The organism is Mogibacterium sp. CM50, from assembly GCF_000293155.1.
Lineage (GTDB): Bacteria > Bacillota > Clostridia > Peptostreptococcales > Anaerovoracaceae > Mogibacterium > Mogibacterium timidum.
In genome coordinates this window covers 70,964-86,088 of record NZ_ALNL01000009.1, presented here as the reverse complement: position 1 = coordinate 86,088, position 15,125 = coordinate 70,964, and the positions used below count along the sequence as shown (strand labels likewise).

Sequence of the window (15,125 nt, the reverse complement as noted above, 5' to 3'; positions counted from 1 at the left end):
TCACCCTTCCGTTTTCATACTTCGGAAGATCGGTAAAGCTGTATTTCCAGTCGGTAGCTGCTGTAGCCTTAACCTCCTTCACCTTCCTGCCGTCAGCCAGAAGATTTACCGTAATTGACTCCGGACGTTTTCCATCTTGATTATCATTATCACTCCATGTCTTCTGTCCTTCCACTTTGGTCTTCTCAGGTACATGCTTGTTAGTGATGATTATATTGCCCTGGCTGTCTTCACCATACGATGTGGTGTAATTATCTACTTCCCCTACTTCTTTTACCGTATACTTTATAGGTATTCCTGCTGCGTTCTTTGGAAGCTTTGCCCATGTATGAGTCCAACTATTTCCTTCGTTGAGCGTTACTTCTTCTCCTACTTTTTTATCATTTCCATACAGCTGCACCTTGATGCTGCTTGGACGCTTTCCATCCTGGTTGTCTGCATCCTCCCACTTCTTGGTTACCTTTACACTGGTTTCTTCAGGCTTATAGCTGTTTTTAATGTTAAATCCATCAACTTTAGATGTATACCCTTCCACAGGCGCTTCTTCTACAGTATATGTGATTTCTTTACCTTCAGAATCGTATTTAGGTAAATCCGTGAAGCAATACTTCCACTTCCCGTCTGCGCCAGCCTTAACTTCTGTTTCTTTAACAGGCTTTCCGCCGGCCAGAAGGTTTACTATAATTTTCTCAGGGCGCTTATGATCCTGATTATTTCCGTCATCCCAGGTCTTTTCACCGCAGATATTTATTTTAGGTATCGATTTATTCTTAACAGTTTTTAAAACGGCTTTATCCGCGCCGAAGTCAGCAGGCTTAACATGAATCGGAGTTGTGAGCGGCATATAGCCTTCAGGAGCTTTTATCTCTTTTATTGTATAATTATCCTTAAGCAGGCCTCCGAGACTGCCGTTTCCATCGCTGTCTGTGGTGATTTCTCCGACTTTTGCATGTGAAGAATCCCTTATAACCTCAAAAACCGCTCCTGCCAGCTTCTTGCCGTCCTCGCTCTCCTTGTGAATCTTTATAGTGTAATTGTAACCGTTCGCTTCACCGCCGGATTGCTGGTAGAGAGCCTTAACAACATCATCTATAAGCTTCCCGTTATTAGTTTCTGCAAAAATTCTATTTTTAATAATTTCCTGATTCGTCGGAGTATAAGCCAGTTTTACATCATATTTAATCAGATAACCTTCTCCGCTTATATTATCAAAACGAACTGTAAAACTGTTCCCGTCATACTGGAGAGGGAACTGGTCGGTGACGTCGACTTCATTTTTCAGAGAATAATACCCGCCTCCGGCAGGAAGTTCCCATTTACCTTTTTTAACCTGAACGCTACTCTTTACATAAGAAACCGATTCAGATTCAAGAGTATCCTTTACCTTGATATATTGGTAGCTACCGCCTTTTGCATTGACACGAATCCTGCAGTGTACAATCGTAGGGTCATCTTTATCGAAGAAAGACCACTTCGTAATCTCCTCATCAGGGTTGTCACTCTGTATTCCGGTATAATTCAAAGTCCCTAAATCGAAGGTTTGTCCGTGTGGTATCTCAATCTTAAGATGCAGCGTCTGAGGCTTCTTAACCACACTGGAGTCTACAATGACAGTAACATGAAGCGACCCCGTAATATCCGAATGTGAATCCACATAATCCGTATAGGTCATGGTAATGGTCTTACTGTCAGGATCGGTTACCGCATTGGCAATAACCTCATCGTTATCATTTTTAATCTGGAACGTTTCTTTCTTATAAATTTCAAGTTCATTAGGTATGGGAAGAACTGTTGTATCCCCCTTGTGAACTTGATTATTAGGCAAAGCAAACTTGGCTACCAGTTGCATTCGCTTATTATAATCTGCAGAACCGACAGGTGTTGTCAAATCCGAGTCTGTGAGTTTAATCTCAGTGAAAACATTATTATGTTGAGTTTCCGCAAAAGTCTGTCCCGTAATAGGAGTCATGCCAAACAACATCAGACAGGACATCATAAATACAAACAGTCTCTTGCCTATAATCTTGAGCTTTGATTCCATAAATAATCCTCCTCCTCATTGCTCACGTCACTATAAAGCTGTTATACTACAAAGGCCCGCAACGATCATGAGCTGTAACGCAAAGTAGACTTTGATTTACTATCTGTGGTATATTAAAATTTAAGTAGGAATTGGGGCTTTTCGCACCTTCACGAACTGTAAATCAAAGTCTACTTTTTTTGCCAATTATTGTTTTTCTTCAGATATCAGCAGTAAGTTCCACAATATAAGAAGTACCGGCAAATACAAGCTTTCAAAGGATTATTCTGGTAGAATCAGACTAACTTGGTTTTTCAGCATCGCTGCTCCCAAATGTAAGATTTACGATTTCTGACGGATTCTTCAAACAATTAAACTCTATTTGCTTTCTATATTCCGACGGTGGTATCCCTGTTTGCTTCTTAAATGAGGTGGAAAAACCGGCAACCGTATCAAAGCCTACTTTCTTTGCGAGCTCTTCTATGGATAAATCTGAATCAGCCAATAAATGAGAAGCGTAGTCGGCTTTCTTGGACATAATATATTCAGTAATAGTGCACCCTGTAAATTGCTTGAATAAAATTTTCAGCTTTGTTGTGCTCATATTCGCTAACCTGGAAAGCTCCGCCAGCTTTATTGTGTGTGAAAAGTTATCATCAATGTACTGAATAACACGAACGATACTTTCATAATCCGTGCTTTTTTTAGGCAATCTTCCATTTCCCATTTCAAGCACCGCGGACATCAACGCATAAGCCCCTGCTATGTAATACAGTTCCGCGGACATTCCATTCAGAGAGCAGGCATATATTTTTTTAAGAACATTCATAATTTCGGATGACCAATTGTGCTCTCCTCCCATGTTTTTCAAAATCTCAAGAGGGCTTGCTTCCTGCGCGGTAAAAAGAGTATCAAGATGCGTTTTATAAAATGAAGGAGAATACAGAACCTCAGTGTAAGCAACTCGGCTTCCTTTGCGCATTAAAGTATTTATAGGCGTGCCATTTTCTTCTAAATAGGCGACTATTTTGCCCGGTGGAAGATGCTTGGCGTATTCAAGCCGAAGCGATATATAAAGCGAATCGTTCGGCATTGTAAGCTCTGTATCCTTTAGAAAATAAAAATCACATTTTGTAATCACAAAATGCTCTCCATGAGGCAAAACCCAGAAATACCCCTGTGTTATATAATCATCTCCTTGAAAGAAGGAACCGCAACCGAAGGGATTATTTTCATTACTTCTTATCATTCCCATGTCATTGCACATAGAATTTATTATATTTATCATTATGCATCACCATTTTTTCTATCAGACATTATTCTTTTGAGCAAAGACATATACGAGCTTAATCTATTGCTCAAAGGAGTGAGGATATATTATACTCCCGATTAGATACAACTAACTTATGTGAGTTTAGCATAGCTATACTTGTATTTCAAGGGAGAGAAACGATTTGAAACTCGATGTGCGCTGTAAATTCTTTTTATTGATACTCATCAGTATCGTAGCGTTTTCCGCGAAGGATATCATATACGGGAGTATTGTTTTTATCGTTGTATGCTCGATTTCTTTTCTTCTCGGACAGAGAAGAAAGATAATAAAATTCACTGCCGCTTATGTTTTGCTGCTTTCGTTTATTGTTTTTTCAAAATATGTGCCGGAGGCTTTGAACAGCATGATTTTAATGGTTGTTTTATGCATAAGAATGTGCATGCCGATTATGCTTTACGGACAGACATTTTTGAAAACAACATCGGTCAGTGAAATGGTAACCGGCCTTTATGCTATGAAAATCCCTCGTGCATTTATCATTACTTTCGCGGTTGCCATGCGCTTCTTTCCTACTGCAAAAGAAGAAATCTCTCATGTACGAGATGCCATGTCGCTTCGCGGAATAGGACTTTCTCTCCGAAATTTAAGACTGCGGCCGATCATCGTGTTTGAAGGCTTTATTACACCTCTTTTGGTTCGTGCGTCCACAATTGCGGAAGAGCTCTCCGCAGCATCAATAACTCGCGGATTGGATAATCCCGCTCCCAGAACATCATTCATAAAGCTCAACATAACATTCAGGGATACATTGTTGACTTTGATATTCACGGTTGCGCTGATTTCGGTTCTGCTGCTGCGGACAACGGTTGGGAGGGTGATGACTTGATTGAATTGAAGCAGGTTAGCTTCCGCTATGCAGGAACGGAAACGGAAGCGCTGAGAAGCATCTCTCTTAAAATAAACAAGGGTAAATGTGTGGTGCTTTCCGGTAGTTCGGGATGTGGAAAAACAACAATAACAAGGCTTATAAACGGATTGATTCCGAGTTTTTATCCGGGAGAGCTTTCCGGAACCGTAAAAATAACCGGAGAGGATATTGCCGGGCGGGAGCCGCATGAATTAGCATCACAAATCGGATCTGTGTTTCAAAATCCCAGAACTCAATTCTTCAACACGGATACAGACAGTGAAATTGTCTTCGGTATGGAAAATTGCGGGGTTCCATATGAAGAAATGCAATATCGGTACGAGCGGACAGTAAATAATCTCAAGTTGGAGAATTTATGCGGAAAAGACATTTTTGCGCTTTCGGGCGGAGAGAAACAACAGATCGCATTTGGAAGCATCTATGCCTTATCTCCTGAACTGTATGTGCTGGACGAGCCATCCGCAAATCTGGACAGGACTTCAACCTTAAGGCTTCGAAGCCTTCTACTGCAGCTAAAGAAGAGTGGCAAGACTTTGCTGATTTCTGAACACCGGCTTTATTATCTTCGCGATGTGGCAGACCAGGTAGCGTTGATTAACGAAGGCAGGCTGATAGGGCTTTACGATATGGATATGCTTGCCTCAACAGATGTGGCAGCGCTTAACAGAATGGGCCTGCGCACGCTATGGGAAGCTGAAATTTCGACTTCACCGGCAAGCTGTCCCGTGAGAATTCCCGCATTGGAGATAAGGAATCTCTCAGTTGAACGAGGGAAAAAGACCGTTCTGAAAAATATCAATATTTCGGCAGACTACGGAGATATTGTCGGAGTGATCGGAGAGAACGGGAGCGGGAAAACGACATTGGCACGAACTGTTTGCGGACTTATGAAAGAAAAAACGGGTGACATTTATTTAGCGGGACAGCGAAGCGATATCCGTATGCGGAAGCAATATGCTTTTCTTGTAATGCAGGATCCGAATTATCAGCTGTTCAGCGACAGCGTGATTGGAGAAATGACAATTACCGCTTCCGGCGAAATACCAGATTCCGAAGATGTGCAAAGGATTTTGTCATCCTTGGAGCTTACAGATGTCGGTGACAGACATCCGCTCTCCTTATCCGGTGGGCAAAAGCAGCGTTTATGTGTGGCTCTTGCGGCTTTATCTCCTGCACGGATACTCTTTTTTGACGAACCGACAAGCGGGCTTGATTTTGAAAATATGAACCGCGTGGCAAAGCTGTTAAGGGAACTTGCAAAGACAAAAGCCGTTATCGTAATCTCTCATGATAATGAGTTTCTGGAGCTTGCCTGTACGCGAATCATATCTTTATCAAAATAAATAAAAACAGAAAGTGAGGATTATTTCAAATGAATCAAAACAAAGCTACTTCCGGTACTAAGCTGGGCGGCCGTGATTTTATCAATCTTGGCATTTTTACCGTTATATTTATTGTGGTTTTTATGGCATGCATTATGATAATGAGCATGACCGTTTATACCTTGCCGTTTGGCGTCGCATTAGGCTCCTTCGTCGCAGCCTCCGTATATATGCTGCTTAGGGCAAAAGCCCCTAAAGCAGGTGCCGTTATATTGTTCGGGATTCTGTTCGGGCTGGTCATGTTCGTCATGGGTAGTGGCTGGCCAATACTTGCCGCGGTAATTATAAGTTCAATTATCGCGGAATTAATTGTTAGAAGCGGGCATTATAAGAGTTACACCTGCGAGGTCATCGGCTACTGCGTTTTAATGCTTGGGACGGCCATTGGATCATATATTCCTTTTCTTGTCATGAAAGATTATTATCTTAAAATTGCTGAAGGAAATAGCATAAACGGGGAATTCATGGCTCGTTTAATTAAATTTATCAGCGGTCCATATCTCGCTTTTGCTTTAGCTGTTACAGTTGTTACAGCTATATTGGGGACAACACTGGCTCGTGCTGTTTTCAAAAAACATCTTGTGAAAGCAGGATTGCTCAAGGAGACGAAGTGATGAAAAAAAAGAAGACAAAAAGCGGCATGTCACGCATTTTTGAACTGGCAACAGATCACAAGGGACTTCTTGCGGTCAGCGGCGTTCTTGCGGCTCTGGCCGCAACAGCCTCCTTTGTTCCCTATGTTGCCGTTTATTATATCATTCGTGATGTAATTTCTGTTTATCCGGAATTTACAAAGCTAAATGTAGAAGCTGTTTGGGGATATGGGATGATTGCAGTGATAGGTATTGCAGCTGATGTGCTTTTATTTTTCAGCTCTTCAATATGCGCACACCTTGCCGCATTTGGAACGCAATACAAGCTTAAAACCATATTAACAGAACATATTGCAAAAATTCCGCTTGGTTTCCATTTTAGAATGGGGAGCGGGCGATTCCGCAAGGTATTAAATCAGGATATTGAGCAAATGGAGAACTTCATAGCTCACGTATATCCGGATATGGTTGCCGCCTTTGTTGCGCCATTGGTTCTGCTCGCAATTCTGTTCATATTTGATTGGCGCTTCGGGGTTGCTGCTTTTATCGCAGTTCTGGCGGCTTTCGGTATTCAGATGATTGCTATGGGCTCTTCTAATTCCGATCTCATGGCAAAGCTACAAAAGAACACAGCAGATATGACAGAGGCTACAGTAGAATATGTAAGGGGAATGCCGGTGCTTAAGGCTTTTGGGCAAACAGCACACTCTTTCAGGCAATTACGAGGTTCAATTACAACATATACCAAATTTATGCTGACATACACATTGAAATGGAAAATTTCAACTGCATCATTTATGACGCTTATCAACAATATTTACCTCTTTCTTATTCCTGTAGGAATTTTAATCGGAAAAGGGACGAAGAATTATAACGATTTTTTGTTAAATTTCATTTTCTATCTATTGCTTGCACCCGCTATAGCTTCGGTGCTTCATAAATTTTTGTATGTATCATCTTCCAGCATGAGGGTTTCCGGGGGCGTTGAAAGCTTTGATGCAATAATGGCATTTCCGGAGCTGCCTAAAATAAATCAAGGTAAAAAGCCTGATGACGGAGCTGTATCATTTCAGAATGTGTCGTTTTCGTATAGCGGGGACGAAAAGCTTGCTTTATCCGATGTAAGTTTTACCGCACGAGCAGGAGAAGTTACCGCTATAGTCGGAACCTCAGGCGGCGGAAAGAGCACTATAGCCCACTTAATTCCCCGGTTCTGGGATGTATCAAGCGGCAGCATATGCATAGGGAATGTGGATATCCGCGAAATGACGGAGCGTGATTTAATGCGACAGGTCAGCTTTGTTTTTCAGGATGTATATCTCTTTAATCAAAGCATTCGGGATAATATTAAAATAGGCTTCCCTGAAGCATCAGATGAAGATGTTGTAAACGCGGCAAAAGCGGCTTGCTGTGATGAATTCATTACTAATCTTCCCGACGGATATGATACGGTGCTTGGAGAAGGCGGAATTCACCTGTCAGGGGGGGAGGCCCAGCGTATATCTATTGCCCGTGCGATCATTCGCAACACTCCCGTTTTAGTTCTGGATGAGGCCACGGCTTTTGCGGATCCGGAAAATGAGAGACTTATACAAACGGCCTTACGCAGACTAATGGAGAACAGAACAGTTATTATTATTGCCCATAGGCTTGGAACCATAAAGGACGCCGATAACATTTTGGTGATGGACAAGGGAAAGCTTGTCGAAAGCGGAACGCATCAGGTTCTATTACAAGCAGGCAGCTTGTATTCAGATATGTGGATGCGATACACACAATCCCTTGAATGGGGTATCGGAAAGGAGACAGTTATTTCATGAAAATATTTAGAAATTATTTGCTACTGGATAAAAATGCGGAAAAAGGGCTGCGAAATGCAGCAATAGCATGCTTTTTTACAAGCCTTTCACTGATGCTTCCTTTCATGATTACAATCGGGCTTTTCATAGAAGTATTGAAGCCTCTGACAGGAGAAGATATTTCATGGAATAGAATTTGGATATTATTTGGGCTTGGTGCTATAGCATTTATTGTTATTTTCCTGCTTTCAAAGCATGATTACATGAAAACCTATGTGTCCTCTTATCATCAATCGGAGGCGACCAGGCTTCGTGTAGCGGAGCAAATGCGAAAACTGCCGATGAGCTTTTTCAACACAAGAGATTTGAGTGAGTTATCATCCAATATTATGACGGATTGCACAAATATCGAAACGGCAACCTCCAATATTGTGCCCCAGCTTCTTGCAAATATTGCATCATCGGTGTTTGTTTTAATATGCCTTGCTTTCTTTGATTGGCGAATGGCATTATCCATATTTGCTATGCTTCCGCTTACAGCGCTCATCTTTTGGACAAGCCGCAAGTTGCAGAATCGGTTGTTTTCAAAACATATTTCTGCAAAGCTTGCAGCAGAAAAACAGTCGCAAGAGTATCTCGATGGAATTAAAGTGATACGTTCCTGCAATCTGGGGGGAGAAAAATACAAGAAGCTCGATGACGCCTTCACGGAATTGCGCTCAGCAGCAATTCGCATAGAGCTTGTTTCCGGTTCAATTATGGCATTGTCATCAATGTTGCTTAGATCAGGTATCGGGGTTGCAGCTTTTGTAGGCATACACTTATTGACATCCGGGCGGATCGATTTTCTTGTCATGCTGATGTTTCTGCTAATTGCAACCAGAATTTACGGTCCTATTCTTACGGTGTTAACACTATTGCCGGATATACTTTATTTGCAAGTCTCTAACAGGCGTCTCCGCACCTTGATGGACAGCGAAGTAATGACCGGAGAAACAAGCTCACCGATTAGAAATACAGATTTATCTTTTGATACGGTGAGCTTTGCCTATGGTGAGGAACCCGTACTTGACGAAGTAAGTTTTGTGGCAAAAGCCGGACAGATCACAGCACTCGTGGGTCCTTCGGGCAGCGGCAAAAGTACCATTTCCAAGTTAGCTGCGCGTTTTTGGGATGCAGATAGCGGAACAGTGAATATCGGAGGTGTAAATGTAAAAGAACTTGATCCCGAATATTTAATGCAGCATTTTTCCTTTGTATTTCAGGAGGTTATTCTCTTCAATGACACGATAGAGAATAACATTCGCATCGGCAAACCGAATGCCGGCGAGGAAGAAATTAAATCAGCGGCAAAAGCTGCCTGCTGTGATGAGTTTATTGAAAAACTGCCGGATGGCTATAAGACTATGCTCGGTGAAAACGGAGCGACCCTTTCAGGGGGAGAAAGGCAGCGTATTTCAATAGCCAGAGCATTACTTAAGGATGCGCCTGTTGTAATACTCGATGAAGCGACCGCGTCTCTTGATCCGGAGAATGAGGTATTTGTACAACAGGCGATTAACCGGCTTGTGGTCGGAAAAACTGTTTTAGTTATAGCACATAGGCTGCGTACCGTTCTTCATGCAGATCATATCGTCGTGTTGGAGCAAGGAAGAGTGGTAGAAGCTGGGAGCAGTACGGAGCTGCTTGCGCATAACGGGTTGTTTTCAAAACTGTATCACATTCAGCAAAATAATTACGAATGGAGATTTTGAAGGCTTAAGCTACTTATAGCGGCCAGCACTTGCTAGTCTCTGTTAGACAGCAAATCTCTAATCTCTGTGAGCAGCTCAACCTCCGGAGTTGGTACTGCAGGCTCTTCCTCTGCAGGCTCCTCCGGCTTCTTCCTCTGCGCCTTGCTGATAGCCTTGATCAGAAGGAATACTGTCAGCGCGATGAGCAGGAAGTTGATGATTGCCTGAATGAACACTCCGTAGTTGATGGAGGCTGTTCCAACTGCAACCTTGAGGCTGGAGAAGTCGATACCTCCGATGATTACGCCCACGATTGGCATGATGATGTCATTTACAAGCGAAGTAACGATTGCTGTAAAGGCAGCTCCTATGATGATGCCGACTGCCATGTCGAGGACATTACCACGAGAAATAAATTCTTTGAACTCTGCTATTAATCCCTTAGTCTCTTTCATTAAATCCGGTGCTCCTTTCAATATTGCACTTTCTTGATACGTTGAAAATTTAATATGCTGTGCACAGTTCGCACGATAATACTACAACAATGCGATATGTGTAAGTTCCATGCTTACAAACATCTTTGCTACCCTCTACTGCGCAACGCATTATCAAGTATTTATAAACTACACCAGGCATGGGGGAAAGGTCAAGGGCTCGCAGCGATTTAATTGTAAAAAATTCAATAGCGCTCCGCACTCGTATAGGGTCGTTTGTCCCTTGTGTTTAGCACGATTCGATGATATTATAATTAGGCTCGTATTTGGCACCGATGATTGTAGTTAATCAGAGATTTATCCGAGGATTACGTTAACAGGAGGTGTCATCCACGAGCGCCCAACCCATGTCTCGATAGCTCAGGGGACAGAGCACCGCTCTCCTAAAGCGGGTGTCGGAGGTTCGAATCCTCTTCGGGACACCAGTTCAAAACACTGCAATTCTAACGAGTTGCGGTGTTTTTCTTTTTTGCTGACGCATTGTCTATTGTCGATATTTGCCTATTTTTATCGTTATTGGTGTGTTACAAAGCGTGTTATAAATTGCGTACAATTTTATTTATTTTCCCACTATTATCGTAAATTCAAGCACTTAAAAAAGGCAGTACCCGTCAAGATACTGCCTAAAAATTAGAACCAGCTCCATCCCGTTGCACCTAGCTCGATGGCAACCTGGGCGTTGAGCATAATAAATATAATCCCGTCTATTAAAGTATTCATATTACACCACCGAATTCAGATATCGCTGAAATGCGGAGCATGTAGCATTCCCGGCATAACCATCAACAGTCAAATTGTATCCTTTGCTGTTGAGGTACTTCTGTAGAGCGCAGACGGTATCATGTCCGATATATCCATCAGCGGTAACGCCTAATATCCTCTGCAACAATCTGACAGTATATGAGCCTCCCGAGCCCCACTGTACACCATATTTCATGTTCATGATGTATCTAGCGCAGCTCCTGAGTTGGCCACTCAGTATACCGTCTCTATACTGTCCACCAAGCCACTTTTGCATTTTAAGCACCGACTGATATCCAAACAGCCCATCCACAACCAGCTTGCCATCGCTCGTGATATAGCTCTGTGACGGTGCTACATATCCACCTGCACCCAGTCTCTTATTAACCTCATTTGCTATGTATGAGAACTTAGATGCCAAGTAAGGCCCCGGGCACGCAGTCGCCATGTAGTATCTGTGCATCTGCAGATTGCCATTGAGGTTTCCGGTAAATACTAGCTTGGTTATTCCGTTCCTTCTGCAAATATCCACACACAGATTTATACAAGCCTCAATCGCTCTATCTGATACATGCCAATTGGTAGATGCTCCACCATCGTTTGCCAGCTCCATTGTAACCGCCTTTGCATCTCCCCATTTGTTGGCTACAGACCAAGCTCTATATGCCTCGTCTACATACTGGCCAATTCTTCCATCGGAACCAATGCCATAGTGAGTGCTTGCTTGCCTTGTCCGGAATACTTGGCCGCACTGTTCAATGCTCAAATTCCCTGCCATATGATGGATTATGATAGTAGTTATTTTGCTTCCCATTCTACTGCTTGAATGGGAAGTGATTATACGTTTATTTACCAGACTGCTGTTGCTCATCATTGACCTCCTTATTAAAATCATCCCAACCTCTACCCATATTGTCTATTTCTTCCGGATCATGCTTGCCATAGCTCATTGCTAGGTCACTATCTTTCGTGCCCGGAGTTGTCGGATCGACGACAATCCCCAGCAATGTAAGTATGCCAACAAGCATTGTTACAAGTTCCATCAGTTGCTCCTGTGCTATATGTGGCACTATGCCAAGCACTTTAAGACTCTGATAGATTAATGCTGCTACTGCTGCTACGAATGTAAGCAGCCATGTCCTATTTCTAAATCTCTGTTTCCAATTAATTTTCATTTCTTTATTTCTCCTTCCTGTTTTCAAGTGAACCGATTCGTTTTTCATGATCATTAAGCCTTCTATTATGGTCGTTGTGTGTGGCCCACATTCGTGAGTGAGACTCGCGATCATGTATTTCTTGTTCTTTGACAGCAGCCTCAACGTTACGTACATCTTCGTTCATACTTTCGAGCCGCGCATCCAATGCAGCAATAGTCCGATTGAGCTCACTAACAGGCTTGCTGACGTAATTATTGAGAGCCGTAATTAGAGCAATTAATATTCCTAGCCCAATTACTAGATTCCCCAGCATTTCCGGATCTTTCATAAAGCATCCTCCTTTCTTCAAGAAATTAAAAAGCCGGGCTTTACCCGACCGACTAAATTATTTGTATATTTCTATTTACGCCTCATAAACAAACATATCGCCTTGTGACAACCAATGTTGACGACGCATCTCGTAGGTGTGCCCAGCTAATACGGGACACATAACAGTACCATAATGATCTTGTTTCTCGATGGTAAGCATGCCGACATATATATTATCCGTCTTATCGTTAATAAATAAGTATGCAGTATCATATCTTGCTCTTCCACCGCATACAAGCGTGCCATCTCGAGGCGCTGTCCAAGAGCTCCCCAAGTCAATGCGTTCCTGCTTCAATTTGGTTTTAGCTCCATGTATTTTGCCTATCATTTTATTCATTCTCCTTAATAATACAAAATGTTTATTTCAAACACCTGTTCCTGAAGTCCTGCCAACCTTCCATTGACAGCTACCTCCAATTTATCGCTATTGTTATCCCAGGAATATCCATAGAAAATGGCGGTCCATACATCATCTGCACCCGCTTTATGTATCGGATGAACCTGTGCCAGTAAGACTCTTGCGTCTTGTGGGATACTGAGATCTGATTTGGTAATTGTACGCATTGCCACACCACCATTTGTAGCAATTTTTACGATTTTTGTAGCAACTTTTAATTGCAAAGCTTTACCCCCCCCATGTACTCTACCTATTGCCATTACTGCGTTACCTCCTTTTTTATTACTATTAAAATTAAACATCCGATTGTCTTGTCAATCTGATTGCCGGAATTTTTACTGTGCCAAATTCATTTGTTGACACATATACTCGTACCCTGCCCGATCTTGTTTCACATATTTCATAAAACAAATTGGTCGATTCAGAATCAAGATATATATCCGGCACATGTTCTTCTGTGCACATGCTGATAGGGATATCAATTCTGTAAGGATACTTTTCATAAGTATCGTCAGATATTGCAGATGTACCGTGTATTCGAATATCGGTTTTAATGATAATCATTCTAGCCATGGTATTACGTATATTTCCTGCTGTAGTTTCATCGATAGCAGAACTGAGTAACTTCTTTATCTCATCAATTGCTAAATCCATGACTTTAGTTGTTGTAGTTCCACACAACCTATAGTCAAGCCGGGTATCTGTAATTCTTTGTGCAGAGATAGCACTCGTTCCTCTTGCTATAAAGATTTCTGCTACGCATAACTCATACGTGCTGCTGTTCCTTGTCAGCTCCGGAGGCGATGGACTTGCAGATGGTGTTCCCTTAAGGATGTACCAGTCGGTTGCTCTCACATTTAACGCGTCATTGTGGCGCACAACGACTCTGTCTATCCTGTCCAAGCTCTCGTCTGCAGCTTGCACTACCAATGTTCTACCTTCCGTCGCCAAGCCTCCGGAATGCGGATCGTCATCATAACAAAAGATTCCTCTTATTCTGCCCATGCCAGGGCTTACTACAATTGACATTCCGACCCCCGGAGTCGTTTCCCATCCACCATCCGGATATACTCCATCAGTCCAATTAGCGAGTGCCTCTATTCTGTGGTCACTCGTTCCGGTTAATCGATCCCAAGGCGGATTTGCCGATTGATCATAAATTGATTGATATGGGAATGCTCTCATATATAATCACCTCTTCATCTTTTAATTCTCTTGTGCCCCAGCGTTATAGCATAGGTCTGTGTATTCTTTTCCCAGACCTCGTGTACCTCTATAATCTGAGCCTCATATGTTATTCCTACTTCAGGGATTTCTACCAGGACAATGTCTCCAAGGTCATAATCTATCAGATAGCGACAGCCTGCTATCTGCAGCGGTGTAACTTCTATATCCCTAACCACGTAGTGATTGAGGAGTTCAAGCTGACACATCTGCACAATTTGAGCTTTAATCTTCGCTTTATTAGATGTTGTAATCTCGAGTCCTTCCGGCATGGAGAAATCCATTGACATTTCCTTCTGCCTGAATCGATCTTCTACCTGTAGCGTACTGGTAAACGAATCCGTTTCATAATACTTCCCACCTATCAAGGTAGTTCCGCTATAGCCTCCCTTGACAATATCATCCGGGATTTCCACGTATCCGGTACATTTATGCTTATAAACCGACATGTCCTGTGAATAGATTATTTCTTTTGCGTTGCCAATACCCTTAGAAAACCTTATCCCTGTTGCACGTGGACTTACAAATTTAATTTCCCAACCATCATTCCACTGCACCTGAAATGTTTCTTGATCCAGTGCCAGGATCCGATACATTTCTCCACCAACATCTAAGCATCTTGTCACAACCTCATCTCTGGGCTTCATAGTCTCACTATCAAAGGCTTCTTTGATGCCTTTCTTTATAAGATATTCCATGAATTGATCATTCATACGTTTTGTAGCAACGATCGTTTTACCGTGCTCTGTTGTCGCATCATTGGTTATATCCTCTGCAAACTTGCCCTCTGTTGTGACATATCTGCCATTCGGATTAGCTTTATATGCAGGTTTGTATACAATGCCTATTTCTTTCCGACCTTCCGCCATTATGTATGCGGCTTCGATATAATGTTTAGATTGTTGGTATAGAGTAAAGCCCCCAGGCTCATTACATTTTCTATCCCATAGAAGCTGTATATACTTCAGTTCTCCTATGCGGTTCATATGTTCGTCAAATGCAAATACCTTCATAA

The 15,125-nt window shown here is 42.3% G+C and carries 15 protein-coding genes and 1 tRNA gene; 6 read left to right on the top strand and 10 right to left on the bottom strand.

The window, feature by feature from the left end; all coding sequences use genetic code 11:
* The coding region (locus tag HMPREF1152_RS01015) for a Cna B-type domain-containing protein (protein WP_009643199.1) at positions 1–2,041 on the bottom strand (2,041 nt) is incomplete at its 3' end.
* Between the two features lie 280 nt (positions 2,042–2,321).
* A complete protein-coding gene (locus HMPREF1152_RS01010; protein WP_242822258.1) occupies positions 2,322–3,275 on the bottom strand; it encodes a helix-turn-helix domain-containing protein in 954 nt (317 codons plus the stop codon).
* Positions 3,276–3,474: 199 nt separating this feature from the next.
* Between HMPREF1152_RS01010 and HMPREF1152_RS01005 the strand changes: the two genes are divergently transcribed.
* From HMPREF1152_RS01005 to HMPREF1152_RS00985, 5 genes are read left to right on the top strand one after another with little or no spacing between them, the layout of a single operon-like run.
* On the top strand, positions 3,475–4,179 hold the full coding sequence (locus tag HMPREF1152_RS01005; RefSeq protein ID WP_009643254.1) for an energy-coupling factor transporter transmembrane component T: 705 nt from the start codon (positions 3,475–3,477) through the stop codon (positions 4,177–4,179).
* Entirely contained in the window at positions 4,176–5,564 is a 1,389-nt protein-coding gene (locus HMPREF1152_RS01000) for an ABC transporter ATP-binding protein (protein ID WP_009643274.1), read from the top strand. Before HMPREF1152_RS01005 ends, HMPREF1152_RS01000 begins: the two co-directional genes overlap by 4 nt.
* Positions 5,565–5,593: 29 nt before the next feature.
* Positions 5,594–6,217, top strand: coding sequence for an MptD family putative ECF transporter S component (locus HMPREF1152_RS00995; protein WP_009643259.1), 624 nt, complete (start codon positions 5,594–5,596; stop codon positions 6,215–6,217).
* A complete protein-coding gene (locus HMPREF1152_RS00990) occupies positions 6,217–8,016 on the top strand; it encodes an ABC transporter ATP-binding protein (RefSeq protein WP_009643215.1) in 1,800 nt (599 codons plus the stop codon). Before HMPREF1152_RS00995 ends, HMPREF1152_RS00990 begins: the two co-directional genes overlap by 1 nt.
* Positions 8,013–9,749, top strand: a complete 1,737-nt coding sequence (locus HMPREF1152_RS00985) for an ABC transporter ATP-binding protein (RefSeq protein WP_009643216.1) — start codon at positions 8,013–8,015, stop codon at positions 9,747–9,749. Before HMPREF1152_RS00990 ends, HMPREF1152_RS00985 begins: the two co-directional genes overlap by 4 nt.
* Before the next feature lie 32 nt (positions 9,750–9,781).
* Here the strand turns inward: HMPREF1152_RS00985 and mscL are convergent, their stop codons facing one another.
* A complete protein-coding gene (gene mscL, locus HMPREF1152_RS00980) occupies positions 9,782–10,183 on the bottom strand; it encodes a large-conductance mechanosensitive channel protein MscL (RefSeq protein ID WP_009643275.1) in 402 nt (133 codons plus the stop codon).
* 388 nt (positions 10,184–10,571) lie between these two features.
* Here mscL and HMPREF1152_RS00975 point away from each other — a divergent pair.
* Positions 10,572–10,647, top strand: a tRNA-Arg gene (locus tag HMPREF1152_RS00975).
* Positions 10,648–10,943: 296 nt separating this feature from the next.
* Here HMPREF1152_RS00975 and HMPREF1152_RS08820 read toward each other — a convergent pair.
* From HMPREF1152_RS08820 to HMPREF1152_RS00940, 7 genes are all read right to left on the bottom strand, one after another.
* Positions 10,944–11,834 carry an N-acetylmuramoyl-L-alanine amidase gene (locus HMPREF1152_RS08820; protein ID WP_009643243.1) on the bottom strand — a complete coding sequence of 297 codons (891 nt, stop codon included), beginning with the start codon at positions 11,832–11,834 and terminating at the stop codon, positions 10,944–10,946.
* Entirely contained in the window at positions 11,809–12,138 is a 330-nt protein-coding gene (locus HMPREF1152_RS00965; protein ID WP_009643222.1) for a phage holin, read from the bottom strand. Before HMPREF1152_RS00965 ends, HMPREF1152_RS08820 begins: the two co-directional genes overlap by 26 nt.
* Positions 12,139–12,142: 4 nt before the next feature.
* On the bottom strand, positions 12,143–12,448 hold the full coding sequence (locus tag HMPREF1152_RS00960; RefSeq protein ID WP_009643219.1) for a hypothetical protein: 306 nt from the start codon (positions 12,446–12,448) through the stop codon (positions 12,143–12,145).
* 75 nt (positions 12,449–12,523) lie between these two features.
* Positions 12,524–12,817 (bottom strand): hypothetical protein, encoded by a 294-nt coding sequence (locus HMPREF1152_RS00955; RefSeq protein WP_009643240.1) that lies wholly within the window; start codon positions 12,815–12,817, stop codon positions 12,524–12,526.
* Positions 12,818–12,831: 14 nt separating this feature from the next.
* Positions 12,832–13,146 carry a hypothetical protein gene (locus HMPREF1152_RS00950; protein ID WP_009643244.1) on the bottom strand — a complete coding sequence of 105 codons (315 nt, stop codon included), beginning with the start codon at positions 13,144–13,146 and terminating at the stop codon, positions 12,832–12,834.
* 34 nt (positions 13,147–13,180) lie between these two features.
* Entirely contained in the window at positions 13,181–14,071 is an 891-nt protein-coding gene (locus HMPREF1152_RS08815) for a hypothetical protein (RefSeq protein ID WP_009643263.1), read from the bottom strand.
* Between the two features lie 14 nt (positions 14,072–14,085).
* Positions 14,086–15,123 (bottom strand): Gp37-like protein, encoded by a 1,038-nt coding sequence (locus HMPREF1152_RS00940; protein WP_009643194.1) that lies wholly within the window; start codon positions 15,121–15,123, stop codon positions 14,086–14,088.
* Positions 15,124–15,125: the final 2 nt, after the last annotated feature.

Excerpts from the sequence above, each read along its gene's own strand:
- HMPREF1152_RS01010 (WP_242822258.1), bottom strand. The coding sequence starts at position 3,275 with ATGGGAATGATAAGAAGTAATGAAAATAATCCCTTCGGTTGCGGTTCC.
- HMPREF1152_RS00995 (WP_009643259.1), top strand. The coding sequence starts at position 5,594 with ATGAATCAAAACAAAGCTACTTCCGGTACTAAGCTGGGCGGCCGTGAT.
- HMPREF1152_RS00990 (WP_009643215.1), top strand. The coding sequence starts at position 6,217 with ATGAAAAAAAAGAAGACAAAAAGCGGCATGTCACGCATTTTTGAACTG.
- HMPREF1152_RS00985 (WP_009643216.1), top strand. The coding sequence starts at position 8,013 with ATGAAAATATTTAGAAATTATTTGCTACTGGATAAAAATGCGGAAAAA.
- mscL (WP_009643275.1), bottom strand. The coding sequence starts at position 10,183 with ATGAAAGAGACTAAGGGATTAATAGCAGAGTTCAAAGAATTTATTTCT.
- HMPREF1152_RS08820 (WP_009643243.1), bottom strand. The coding sequence starts at position 11,834 with ATGAGCAACAGCAGTCTGGTAAATAAACGTATAATCACTTCCCATTCA.
- HMPREF1152_RS00965 (WP_009643222.1), bottom strand. The coding sequence starts at position 12,138 with ATGAAAATTAATTGGAAACAGAGATTTAGAAATAGGACATGGCTGCTT.
- HMPREF1152_RS00960 (WP_009643219.1), bottom strand. The coding sequence starts at position 12,448 with ATGAAAGATCCGGAAATGCTGGGGAATCTAGTAATTGGGCTAGGAATA.
- HMPREF1152_RS00955 (WP_009643240.1), bottom strand. The coding sequence starts at position 12,817 with ATGATAGGCAAAATACATGGAGCTAAAACCAAATTGAAGCAGGAACGC.
- HMPREF1152_RS00950 (WP_009643244.1), bottom strand. The coding sequence starts at position 13,146 with ATGGCAATAGGTAGAGTACATGGGGGGGGTAAAGCTTTGCAATTAAAA.
- HMPREF1152_RS08815 (WP_009643263.1), bottom strand. The coding sequence starts at position 14,071 with ATGAGAGCATTCCCATATCAATCAATTTATGATCAATCGGCAAATCCG.
- HMPREF1152_RS00940 (WP_009643194.1), bottom strand. The coding sequence starts at position 15,123 with ATGAAGGTATTTGCATTTGACGAACATATGAACCGCATAGGAGAACTG.